Consider the following 12,522-nt stretch of genomic DNA (forward strand, 5'->3'; position numbering starts at 1 on the left):
TCCTTCGAGAACAGGAGCACTGCCCTTTGGGAGATTGCAGTGACGACCAATCTCCCGATAAAGGCCCGGTTGATCCTGTTCGCCTTCGGGGACTTTGCGTTCAATCTCTACTGGCAGAGCATCATGCTCTTCCTGCTATTCTATTATACCGACGCGCTCGGGCTGCGGATGACGACCGCTGCGGCGATCTACACCGCGGCGTCGGTCTGGGACGGGATTGCCAATTTCCTTGCGGGCGCGGTGACCGATCGACACCAGCCCCGGCATGGTTATGGCCGCGTGCTGGTACTCGGGAGCGTGCCGCTCGGACTGGCGTGCGTACTTACATATGCGCCGATGGGGACAGGGGCGTGGGGGTTGGCGCTGGTGGTGATCGGCCATTTGCTGTTCCGCACCGCTTATGCGGCGATCAATGTGCCCTATCTCGCGATGGGCGCGCGGATCAGCGTCGACAGCCAAGACCGGGCGTTCGTCGCGGGCGCCCGGATGCTGTTCGGGACGCTCGCCTGGGTGGTGGTCGCGCGCGGGACGGTGCCGATCGGAGCGTGGATCGGCGGCGGCGGGGTGATGGCGCAGGGCTATTTGTGGGCGGCGGTGCTGTTCGCAGTGCTTGGGACGGCGATCCTGATGCTGGTCGGCGCAACCTATCGCGAGGCTGCGGTGCCCGCCGCCCCTGCCCCGCCCTCGCTACGCGCGAGCATCGCCAGTCTGATCGCCAACCGCGCCTTCGTGACGCTCAACCTCGCGATGATGGCGATGATCGTCGCCGTGACCGTGCTCAACAAGTCGGTACTCTATTATTTCAAATACTTCCTCGGCAGCGATGATGCCGGGCAGAATGCGCTCGCCTGGATGGGCGTGGTGAGCGCGGTCGCGGTGCCGGTGTGGATGCTGCTCCAGCGCGTGCTGGGGACGCGGGCCTTGTGGTTCGTCGCGGCGGCCACGTGCATCGCCGGGCTGACCCTGTTCGCGGCGGTGCATGTCGACCGGCCGCTGGCGATGCAATTGTTCCTGGTCGGCATGCAGGCGGCGATCGTCGGACTGCACTTCGCCTTCTGGGCGATGCTGCCCAACACGATCGAATATGGCGAGCAGGCAACCGGGCTGCGCGTAGAAGGCGCGGTGTTCGGCGCGGCGGCATTGCTCCAGCGCGTCGCGATCGGGCTGGCGACCGCGATCCTCGGGCTGGGGTTCGATCGCGCGGGCTATGTCGCCAACATCCAGCAGAGCGCGGCGACTCTGGCCGCGATGCGCTGGACGATTGCCCTGGTGCCGCTGTGCGCGCTGGCGCTGTCATGCGGGCTGATGCTACTCAACCCGCTCGGCAAGGGCGCGCATGCGCGGATCGTGAAGGGGCTCGGCGGAAACCAGGGCCGATAGCCAACGCTTTCCTACAGGACGACTCGAGCGCGTCGCACAAGCGTGGGCCGAAAGGCGGATCAAGCGGGCCTTAAATTGACTAAGTTTGCCGAAACGCGATTTATGTTGCTGCTTTTTCGGGCAGTGTACCGGCGTACCGGCTCCAATCTTTTCCAACAGGTTCAAAGAGCGGCAGTGGCGAGATGGCCGCGAGCCAAGCAACTGAAATCCTACATTGCAAGCCTTTCGCGGCGGCGCAGCTCGTAGGGCGCGACCCTGCGGGCCGCGCACCCACCCCTAGCCCCTCCCTTTCAGGGAGGGGAATAAGGTCAGCCTGCGATCAACTCGAACTGCGCGTGCACGCCTTCGGCCTCCGCCGAGGGCGCAATCCAGACGTCGAACAGTCCAGCCTCCACGGTCGGCTTGTCGCCCCGCCCGATGAACATCAGCAGCGAGCGATCGAGCTTGAAGGTCACCGTCTCCGACGCGCCCGGCGCCAGCTTGAGCTTGCGGAACGCCTTGAGCTCACGGACCGGGCGCGTGACGCTCGCGGTGCGATCGCGGATGTAGAGCTGGACCACCTCCTCGGCCGAGCGGGTACCGCGATTGGCGACCGTCGCGGTTACCGCGATCTCCCCATCCCAGGCCAGCGTCGGCGCGACCTTGAGCCCCGAATAGTCGATCCGGCCATAGGTCAGCCCATGACCGAACGGATACAGCGCCTTATTGGGGATACCGCGATAATGCGCCTTGTACGGCTCGAGCTTGTCGTCGGACGGATTGGGGCGGCCGGTGGCCTTGTGCGCGTAGTAATAGGGCTGCTGGCCCGGCGAGTGCGGGAAGCTGCACGGCAGCCGCGCGGAGGGGCTATAGTCGCCGAAAAGCACGTCCGCGGTGGCGTTGCCGCTCTCGGTACCGAGGAACCAGGTGACGAGGATCGCCGGCGCATTCGCGACCGCGCCCTGCAGCGCGAGCGCGCGGCCGTTCTTGAGCACCACCACCACCGGCTTGCCGACCGCGGCGACGGCCTCGGCGAGCGCCTGTTGCGGCGCCGGCACGACGATCTCGGCGCGCGACTGCGCCTCGCCGGACATGCTCTCATTCTCGCCGATCGCGAGCAGCACCACATCGGCGGCGCGCGCCGCGGCGACGGCAGCGTCGATCCCGCCGGGAATCGCCTCCTCGACGCCCGAGCCCGCGACCACCGTCACGCTGCTCCGGTCGGCGACCGCGGCGCGCACGCCCTCGGCGAGGTCGACGGCATAATCGTTGGCGCCATAGACTACCCAGGGTCCGTTAAGGTCGTGCTTGCCCGACGCGAACGGGCCGATGATCGCGATCTTCTTGCCCGACTTCGGCAGGGGCAGCAGGTCGCCTTCGTTCTTGAGCAACACGATCGACTTGCGCCCGGCCTCGCGCGCCAGCGCCTGCGCCGGCCTGGTCCGCGAGCGCGCTTTCTCGCGCTTGACGTCGATGCGGCGGAAGGGATCGTCGAACAGCCCGAGCGCGGCCTTGATTGCGAGCACTTTCCGAACCGATTCATCGACGCGTGCGACCGGCACTTCGTTCGCCTCGACCAGCTCGGGAAGGTGCTTGCGGTAGAAGCCGCTGGTCATGCTCATGTCGACCCCGGCGAGGAAGGCGAGCTTCGCGGCCTCGCGCGAATCCTTGGCGAAGCCGTGGTCGATCATCTCCATGTCGCCGGTGTAATCGGAGACGACGAAGCCCTCGAAACCCCATTCGTTGCGGAGCACGCCGCGCATCAGCCATTCGTTGCCCGTCGCGGGAATACCCGACAATTCGTTGAACGAGGCCATGAAGGTCGCCACGCCCTGGTCGAGCGCGGTCTTGAACGGCGGCAGATAGACTTCGCGCAGCGTCCGTTCGGAAACGTCGACGCTGTTATAGTCTAGTCCCGCCTCGGCGGCGCCATAGGCCGCGAAATGCTTGGCACAGGCCATCACCGCGTTGGCCGCCTTGAGGTCCTTGCCCTGGAAGCCGCGGACGCGTGCCGCGGCCATCAGGTTGCCGAGATGGACGTCCTCGCCCGCCCCCTCCATCGTGCGGCCCCAGCGCTGGTCGCGGGCAATGTCGACCATCGGCGCGAAGGTCCAGTCGATCCCCGACGCCGCCGCCTCGTACGCGGCCATCCGTGCAGTCCGCTCGGCGAGATCGGGGTCGAAGCTCGCCGCCTCGCCCACCGGCACCGGGAAGATCGTGCGGTGGCCGTGGATCACGTCGGCGGCGAACAGAAGCGGGATCTTGAGCCGCGACTCCTGCATTGCCGCGTTCTGCATCCGGCGCGCCATCTCGGCGCCGTTGCCGTTGAACACGCCGGTGAGCTGCATCTGGCGCACTTCTTCGAGCTGCTGCTCGAAGCCGGGGCCATTGCCCGCCGGGTTGAGCGCGACCGCGACTCCGCCGGCCCAGGCCGCGGGCATGATGGTCAGCTGGCCGGCCTTTTCGGCGAGCGTCATCTGCGCGACGAGCTTGTCGACGAACGCCGGCACCGGCAAGCGGGCCGCCGCCTGGAACAGCGCGCGTGCCGGGCTGGAGACCCAAGCCGCGACAGCACCCGCCCCCATCAGCGCCGCGCGTCGCGAGATCCTGGTGTCGAGCATGTTGGTCCTCTCCCGAAGTTTCGCTTGTTGGCACCGTCCGTAACCGGTTACATAACCCTCGCCCGACGAGGATTGCAATCGCCCTTGGGGTCTGAAACGGTGGAAACATGCGTGAGACCGGGAGCAGGAGAAAAATGGGCGAGGCCACCATCCGCGATGTCGCGCGCCGCGCCGAGGTTTCGGTCGCTTCGGTATCGCGCGCGCTGAACGGCCTCAACAATGTCCGCGGCGAGACGCGCGAGCGGATCGTCGCCGCCGCGACCGAGCTTGGCTATGTTCCACATGCCGGCGCGCGCAGCCTCAGCCTCGCGCGGGCGCATGCCATCGGCGTCGTGCTCCCCGACCTGCACGGCGAGTTCTTTTCCGAATGCGTGCGGGGCATGGACCGCGAGGCGCGCCGACGCGGCTACCTGCTGCTCCTCTCCAACATGCACGACGACAGCGAACAGGCCGCGGTCGCGCTGCGCGCGATGCGCGGGCGGGTCGACGGGTTGCTCGTAATGGCGCCGCATATCGAGCCCGGTTCGCTCGAGCGCGCGCTGCCCGCCGCGCTGCCGGCGGTGCTGATCAATGCGCCAGGGGACGTCGCCACACGGCCCGCGCTTCGCCTCGACAACCATGCCGGCGCCCGCGCGATGGTCGCGCATCTGCTGGCCGGCGGCTATCGCCATCTCGTCCATATCGCCGGCCCCGAGGGCAATGTCGACGCGCAGGAGCGCGCGCAGGGTTTCCGCGACGCGCTGGCCGAGCTGGCGCCCGAAATGCCGGTTCGGATCCTCGCGGGCGACTTCAACGAAGAAGCCGGCGAAGCAGCGGCGCGCCAGATTCTCGCGAGCGGCGACCCGTGCGACGCCGTGTTCGCCGCCAACGACATGATGGCGCTCGGCTGCCTCCACGCCCTGCGCCAGGCCGGCAAGCGCGTGCCCGAAGACATGGCGGTGGCCGGATTCGACGACATCCCCCTCGCCCGCTATCTCGCGCTGACCACGATCCGGGTCCGCATCGCCGAGATCGGCGCGCGCGCAGTCTCGCGGCTGGTCGACATGCTCGAGGGCAAGGGGCCGGGCGATCCGGTGGAGCTGCACGCGCCGGAGCTGATCGCGCGCGCGACCACCGCCGCACGGCCGGAAGGCGCGCGCGGTGGCTGACCGCGTGCTCCTGATACGCCCGACGCCCCGCATGGCGTGGCTTTTTGCGCGGCGATGATGTAACCGGTTTCACACACCCCTCCTGGGAGACGGCGTTCGCGCCGTCTCCCGCCTTTTTCGGGGGATAGGATTGCCATGATCGACCGTCGCGACCTGCTCACCCGCTCTTCGCTGCTCACCGCGGTTGCGGCGCTTCCCGCCTGTACCCCGGTGGCGCGGCCCGATGGCGCGCGTGCCACCCGGACGCTGCCCGCCTTCTACGAGGATATCGAGGAGCGTACCTTCCGCTGGTTCTGGGACACCGTGAACCGCCGCAACGGGCTCGTCCCCGACCGCTGGCCGACGCCGAGCTTCTGCTCGATCGCCGCGGTAGGCTTCGCGCTGACGGCCTATCCCATCGGGGTCGAACGGGGCTGGTGCACGCGCGCCGAGGCGCGCGACCTAACGCTGACCACGCTGCGCTTCTTCTGGGACGCGCCTCAGGGCCCCGAGCCGGCCGGCAAGGCGGGCCATAAGGGCTTCTTCTACCACTTTCTCGACATGCAGACCGGCGCCCGCTTCCGCGATGTCGAGCTGTCGAGCGTCGACACCACGCTGCTGCTGATGGGCGTGCTATTCGCCGGGCGTTATTACGACGCTCATGATCCTGCCGAAGCCGAGATCCGCCGGCTTGCCCAGGCGCTCTACGCGCGGGCCGACTGGAATTTCTTCCGCAGCGACGGGCGCCGGGCGGTGTCGATGGGCTGGCACCCCGAGCGCGGGCTGATCCCGCGCAGCTGGACGGGCTATAACGAAGGCATGTGCGTCTATGTGCTGGGGCTCGGCGCGCCCGAGCATCCACTGCCGGCGGACAGCTGGGAGGCGTGGACCGCCTCCTACCCGCATTGTTGGCGCGGCGAGGGGGCGACGCGACACCTGGCCTTCGCGCCGCTGTTCGGACACCAGTACAGCCAGATCTGGATCGACTTTCGCGGCATCCAGGACGCCACGATGCGCGAAGCCGGGCTCGATTATTTCGAGAATAGCCGCCGCGCCACCTGGGCCGATCGTGCCTATTGCATCGCCAATCCGCAGCGCTGGGACGGCTGGTCGAAGGACATTTGGGGTCTCACCGCCTGCGACGGGCCGGGTGGCGGCACGCTGCCGTTCAAGGACGGGACGCGCGAATTCTTCGGCTATTCGGCGCGCGGCCCGCTGGGCCAGCCCGACGAGCGCGACGACGGCACGCTCGCGCCGACCGCGGCTTTGGGCTGCCTGCCTTTCGCGCCCGAGATCGTCATCCCCTGCGCCGAGGCGCTTCGCCGCGAACATGGTGACCGGCTCTATGGCAAATACGGCTTCCGCGATTCGTTCAACCCGAGCTTCCGCTATACCAACGTGCGCGCGGAGGGCGGGCCCGTCGATCCGCAGCATGGCTGGTATGCGAAAGACCATCTCGGGATCGACCAGGGGCCGATCCTGCTCCAGGCAGCTAATTACCGCGACGACTTCGTCTGGCGCCACATGCGCGAAGAGCCAGCGATCCGCCGGGGGCTGTCGCTGGCGGGGTTCACCGGCGGTTGGCTGGAATAGTTTGGGGTCGCATCAGACCGAGAGGCGGCGTTAGGACGGAGTGCAGGCGAGGCGCCGAAAGCGCCCCGCCTTTTCCCCGCTCAGAAGCGGTAGCCGAGCCGGAACTGCACGCGCCGCGGCAGCGTGATCAGATTGTCGCCGACCTCGGGACGCGGCAGCGTGCCGCTCGAGAAGAAGTTCGGGAAATCCTTGAAGTTCTTGTTGTTGAACGCGTTGAGCAAGTCGACTGCCGCCTCCGCCTCGCCGCCGAAGATCTTCAGGGTCTTGGCCAGCGTCATATTGACTTCGCAGAACGCGAACAGGCCCTCGATGCAGTTCTTCTGCGGATAAGCGGAAATCAGGCGCTGGAAGCCCGGCCCAGAGCCGCGCGTCGCATCGGTCACCTGATAGGCCGAGCCGCTGCCCAGCGTGGTGAGCGTCGAGAAGCGCAGGCCGAGCGGCAGATCGACGATGCCCGAGATTACCACCCGGTGCCGCTCGTCGCCGGCGCGTGGGCGCCAGCCATAGGCATCAGGCGTGACCCCATCGAGGCTGAACAGGTCGCCGCCATTTTGCTCCGCCTTCGACAGCGTATAGGCAATGTTGAGCCCCCAGCCCGAGCTCTTGGTGTAGTTCTTGTCGACCGTGACGTAGAGCGCCTTGTAGCGGGTATCGAGCCCGTCATAGCCGATCAGCGCATTGGCATAGCCGAAGGGCGCGAGGGGGCTGGTATCGCAGCAATCGCCTTCGCCGACGGGCACGGTCACGACATCGCCAGGCCCGCGCTGCACCGTGTTGCGCCGTGTCGCGAACAGGTTGGTGTAGCCGTTGCGGCCGCGCTGGTAAGATCCGGTGAGCGAGAGCTGGAACACGCCGAGCCGCTGGCGGACGCCGAGGCTGAACTGGTCGTTCACCGGCGGCTTGGCATTGTTCTTGACCGCGAACAGCTCGGGCAGGCCGGTCGCCGCGGTGGCGCGCAGCTGCAGCAACCCCTCGCGCGTGAGATAGGCCGGGTTCCACGCGACGGTGGGCAGGCCGTTGCGCGGCGACCCGTCGGCCGAGAAGCGGAACACGCCGATCGGATTGATCGTGCGCGAAAGCTCGTCGACCGTGTTGCTGAAATTGTTGCGATCATAATAGCGCCCGGCGCCGCCGAAGATCACCGTCGAGCGATCGCCGGTCAGGTCGTAGGAGAAGCCGAAGCGCGGCTGGAACGCTCCCGCGAAGGGCGAGCGATCGCTGCCGTCGGTGATGTAGTCTTCGGGATCGAAGTACGATGTCGTCGGCAGCGCGCGCAGCGCCGCGGCGGCGTTAGCCGGCGTGCGGTAATGGTTGTTGAAGCCGTTGGTCTCATAGTCCCAGCGCACGCCGAGATTGAGCTGGAGGCGCTCGGTCACGTCCCAATCGTCCTGAACGTAGAGTCCGATCTGAGTGTTCGACCCCTGGATGAGCGAGTTGCCGAGGCCCAGCCGCGCCTCCGACGGGAAGGCGAAGCTCAGATTGTTCGCGGGATCGTTGTTGTAGGTGTATTTGGGCTGGATGAAGGCCTGCTGGTCGAAGTCGATATCGGTGACTTCGAGGCGGGCGCCGGCCTTGATGACATGGCCGTCGAACCCGCTGAAGGTGATGTCGTCGCGCAGGCTGTGGCTGCGCTGGGTCTCGCGCCGCGTCGAGTCGCGCCCGCCGAGCAGAATGACGCCGACATATTCCTGCGCCGGGATGTCGGGGTTCAGCGAGGTCGGGTTGAAGACATAATCGAGATAGCTAGCGGTGAACTCGTTGACGAAGTTGTCGCCGTTATGAGTCCATTTGAACAGGTAGGTGTCGACCTTGTTCTTCTTGTTCTCGGCATATTCGTACGAAGTCGTGCTGCCGAAGCCCTGGATGTCGGTCTCCTGGCGGCGGCTGAACGACAAGTCGATAGTGTTGGCGCTGTCCGGCGTAAGGGTCAGCTTGCCGAAGAAGAAGTCGCCGCGGAACGGGCTGACATAGGCACCGTTCAGCGCAGTGATGTCGCGGCCCGCCGAGGCGCTCGCCGCCGCCTGGAGCGCGGCGGAGCCTCCGGCGCGGACGTTGAACGCGCGGTTCTGGTCGTTGCCTTCATAGGCGCCGAAGAAGAACAGTTTGTCCTTGATGATCGGACCGCCGAGCGAAATGCCATATTGCTTGCGCTCGAAGGGCGGCTCCGCCTGGTTGAAGCGCTTGGAGTTATAGTCCTTCTCGGCCAGCCCCTTGTCGGTATATTGGCCGAACACTTCGCCGTGGAACTCGTTGGTACCGGACTTGGTCACCGCCGTGACGATCGCCGCGCCGGCCTGCTCGTATTCGGCCTTGTAGTTCTGGGTGAGGACACGGAACTCCTGCACCGCGAGCTGGCCGAACGGGTTGCCGCGGCTGTTCTGCTGGCCGGCGATGCCGCCCTCGCGCAGCTGGTTCTTGAGGCTGACGCCATCGATGAACACATTGACCTGGCTCGCCGTCGATGCGCCCGAGCTGATCCCCTTGTCGGTTTCGCTGTCGCTGTAGCGCACGCCCGGCGCGAGCGCGGCGAAGGACAGGAAGTTGCGGTCGGTCTGCGGCAGGATGCGGATCTGGTCCTGGCTGACATTGGTCGCGATCTCGCTGGTGCGGGTCTCGACCAGCCGCGATCCGGTGACGACGATTTCCTCGCCCGAGGTCTCGACGCCGCCCGCCGCCACCTCGGCCCCGGGGGCGAGATCGAGCGACACTGCCTGGCCGACGCCGATCGCGACGGTCTTGGCGTCGGTCTGGTCGCCGACCGTCGCGGTGACCTCATAATTGCCGGGGCGCAGGCCGGTGAGCGTATAGCCGCCATCGGCGGCGGCGGTCGCGCGCCAGGTCTGGTTGGTGCCGGTGTTGCGCGCGCTGACCTGCGCGCCCGCCGCGGCGCTGCCATCGCTCGCGGTCACGCGGCCGCGCAGCGAACTGGTCGTCACCTGCGCCGAAGCCGGCGCCGGCAGCAGCACCGCGCCGCCGGCCAGCACCGTCGCCGCCGCAAGATACGCCCGAAGCGCCCTGCCCTTGTGGATCATCATTTCCGTCCCTTCCCAATGTTCTGATTTCTGTGCGCCGCCAAGGATTTAGCGCGCCGCGAAGACGGCCCTTCGCAGCGGAGCGCTGCGAAGCCCGCGAGTGGATAGTTGGAGATACCTGGCTGGAAGCGCGAAGCGGACCGCCGCGCGCATGCCGGCACGATCGCATTCCGTCGCGCAGCAACACTCCCGAGAGCGTCGACGGTCCAATGAATCCCATCGGATGCGAGCGGTCGCATTTGCCTGTTCTCTCCTAATCCCGGACGTGTAACCGGTTACATGACCACTTCAGCGGTTTGGTCTCCCGACAGCGATGTCAAAGTGCCTTTGCCGCCGCCTGTCAATCCCGCAGCGCCGGGGAACGGCATCCGGCGCGACAGGAAGCGGCGCGGCGTGTCCGAACTGCAACACTCGTTGTGCCGCGGTTGCTATCTTCCAGCATGACTCCGGAACGGATCGGCTCGGACCCTTCAGCGCAGATGCTGCATCACGAAGTAGCGCCGACTTGGAGAGAAATCGAATAACTGATCGTTTCTGGACATGTCTCAGTAATCTGCCGCCTCGCACCACTTGCCAGTACGGCGATTGCGAATAGGCTTTAGTTCCAGTCGCATCGAGTCTGTCGTTCCACGCCAGGATCGACGGCCACATCTAGCGTCGGCTTGTGCCGTGAGGGGGGAAGATCTTGGCCCATGGTCATGATCAACGATATTTTGTCGTCCGTGCGCAATCGGATCGAGTCCGCGTTGCAGGCGGCGCAGGCGCGCGACGAGGAATGGATTCGGTTGACCAACCTGACCGGGCTCGACGGCGCGATTCAGCCCGAACTCGCCGGGCGGATCGTGATGTCCTTGGCGGCGCTCCAGCACGATACCAGCCTCGGCGCCTTCTCGCCGGCGCGCGTCGGCAGCGGCGACAATTACGCGCTCGCCAGCCCGCCGCAATTCGTCGACGCCTATGTGCTGTTCACGTCGTGCTTCGTCGAGGCGGGCTACGCGGCGGGCATCGGCGTGCTTTCGCGGATCATCGAATATTGCCAGGAATATCCGGTCTTCGATGCGGTGCGGTCGCCCGAGATCGGTGCGCAAATGGGCAATCTAGCGATCGAACTGGTCGGGCTCGACCTAGGGCAGGTCAGCCATCTCGCCACTTATACCGGGCTCAAGGGCCAGCCCTTCGTGCTCTATCGGTTGCGCCGCCTGCCTTTTGCCGGCGCGGCCTTCACAGCGGTGGCACCCGCCGTCCGGGAAACGCCGCCTCCCGTCCTGCAGCCGCGGGAGTGAGACGTTGACGACGATCTTCGACTCCTTCCTCGACCAGGCGCTGCGCAGCCTGCCGCTGACTGCGCTCAAGCCCGCGCACAAGAAGGTGGTACCCGAGACGACGGCACCGGCGGGGCGCTACGATCGCTTCCTGTCGATCAACATCCGCCACGAATATTATAATCGCAGCGGCGGCCAGTGCAGTGACGTCGTGATTGCGCCAACCCGGCGCACCCGCGAGCGGCTGGCACTCTATGGCTATGTCGTCCGGCAGCGACCCGACGGAGTCGACCTGTTTTGGGATGTCGAGGTGCGCGCGCAGGCGAATCGAATTTTCGCCGGGCTGCAGGTTCGCTTCGGCGAGGTGCCCACCGACGTCTGGTCGCGCTTGTATGAGCCGCCTTTGCTGTTCACGCTCGAGCTGACCAATCCGCGCTTCGCGATCTTCACCGAGATGCCGACAGACTTTCGTATCGGCGACCCACCGCTGCGCCTGTCGACCCGCGCCAATGTGCCGGGCGACGAGGGCAAGGCTCGGCTCGTTATCGACTGGAGCGCACGCCTGCCCCGCCCCAGCGTCGTCGAGACGCGTGGTATGGAAGGCATCGGCACCAGCGCGCCGGCCGAGGACTTGCCTGCGCCGCTGCCGCTGAAGCCCGCTGAACAGGGTCCCGCCGCACAGGAGCGCGTAAAGATCGAGCGCCGCTCGCAGGCATTGGCGCTGCTCGACCTGCATTTCACGCAAGCGGGCCCCATGGCGTCCGGCTGGGACGGCATGCCGGTCGAGCGCGTGCCGGCGAAACCGCGCACAGGCGCTCCGGATTTCTTCCGCCCGGTAACCTATACAATCGACTTCGCGGCACGGCGCACGCGCTGGCGCTATTTCGTCGCGGCACGCAGCGGCACGCTCGATACTGCCAGCCTCGGCGTGATCGCCGCCGATGGCAGCGACGCCGGCTTTCGGCTCGACAGCGCACCGCACCCGCTGCCCGACGGCCGCGACGCCGCATGCCTCATCGACGCGACGCCGCGCGCGATCCTCGCCAGCCCGCAGGCGCAACTCGCGCTGACCGGGCGCCCGCTTGGCGGTCGTAGCTATCCGCGGACTTTGATCGAGCGGCTGCCCGGTCCGGATGCCGACAGCATCACCCCCGCCGCGCCGCCCCCCCAAGGCGGCGAACCGCCGCCGGCCTGGTCCGACATCTACGTTTTCGTCTGAAGCCCCGAACGGGAGATACGCGATGGCTACCCAATACAAGACTCCGGGCGTCTATATTCAGGAGCCCGACAGCTTCCCACCTTCTATCGTCGGGGTCGAGACCGCAGTGCCCTGCTTCATCGGCTATACCGAGACCGCGATCGACACCGACAAGCGCGATCTGACGATGATCCCCAAGCGCGTAGAGTCGATGGCCGAATTCGTCCAATTCTATGGCCACGGCTACGCTCAAAAATACTATCTCGCCGCGCTCGCTCCGCCCGCCACCGACGCTGACACGGGCAAGGGCAAGACCCCCGCGCCGACCCC

At 66.7% G+C, this 12,522-nt stretch carries 8 protein-coding genes; 6 read left to right on the plus strand and 2 right to left on the minus strand.

Going from position 1 to position 12,522, the window contains the following annotated elements; genetic code table 11:
- Nucleotides 1–39 precede the first annotated feature (39 nt).
- On the plus strand, nucleotides 40–1,380 hold the full coding sequence (locus AC3WJI_RS17235) for an MFS transporter (RefSeq protein WP_492758519.1): 1,341 nt from the start codon (nucleotides 40–42) through the stop codon (nucleotides 1,378–1,380).
- Between the two features lie 308 nt (nucleotides 1,381–1,688).
- Here AC3WJI_RS17235 and bglX read toward each other — a convergent pair whose 3' ends face one another.
- Nucleotides 1,689–3,980, minus strand: a complete 2,292-nt coding sequence (gene bglX / locus AC3WJI_RS17240; protein ID WP_492758520.1) for a beta-glucosidase BglX — start codon at nucleotides 3,978–3,980, stop codon at nucleotides 1,689–1,691.
- 107 nt (nucleotides 3,981–4,087) lie between these two features.
- On the opposite strand from bglX, the gene AC3WJI_RS17245 reads away from it, so the two are divergent.
- Nucleotides 4,088–5,128, plus strand: coding sequence for a LacI family DNA-binding transcriptional regulator (locus AC3WJI_RS17245; RefSeq protein ID WP_492758521.1), 1,041 nt, complete (start codon nucleotides 4,088–4,090; stop codon nucleotides 5,126–5,128).
- A 135-nt stretch (nucleotides 5,129–5,263) separates the two neighbouring features.
- Entirely contained in the window at nucleotides 5,264–6,700 is a 1,437-nt protein-coding gene (locus AC3WJI_RS17250; protein WP_492758522.1) for a glucoamylase family protein, read from the plus strand.
- 80 nt (nucleotides 6,701–6,780) lie between these two features.
- On the opposite strand, the gene AC3WJI_RS17255 is transcribed toward AC3WJI_RS17250, so the two are convergent.
- Nucleotides 6,781–9,735: a TonB-dependent receptor gene (locus AC3WJI_RS17255; RefSeq protein WP_492758523.1), complete on the minus strand. Its 2,955-nt coding sequence runs from the start codon at nucleotides 9,733–9,735 to the stop codon at nucleotides 6,781–6,783.
- 695 nt (nucleotides 9,736–10,430) lie between these two features.
- Between AC3WJI_RS17255 and AC3WJI_RS17260 the strand changes: the two genes are divergently transcribed.
- From AC3WJI_RS17260 to AC3WJI_RS17270, 3 genes are all read left to right on the plus strand, one after another.
- Nucleotides 10,431–11,015, plus strand: a complete 585-nt coding sequence (locus AC3WJI_RS17260) for a Pvc16 family protein (RefSeq protein ID WP_492758524.1) — start codon at nucleotides 10,431–10,433, stop codon at nucleotides 11,013–11,015.
- Nucleotides 11,016–11,019: 4 nt separating this feature from the next.
- Nucleotides 11,020–12,213 (plus strand): hypothetical protein, encoded by a 1,194-nt coding sequence (locus AC3WJI_RS17265; protein WP_492758525.1) that lies wholly within the window; start codon nucleotides 11,020–11,022, stop codon nucleotides 12,211–12,213.
- A 22-nt stretch (nucleotides 12,214–12,235) separates the two neighbouring features.
- The coding region (locus tag AC3WJI_RS17270; protein ID WP_492758526.1) for a hypothetical protein at nucleotides 12,236–12,522 on the plus strand (287 nt) is incomplete at its 3' end.

The organism is Sphingomonas sp. FW306-1B-B10E (genome assembly GCF_058782005.1).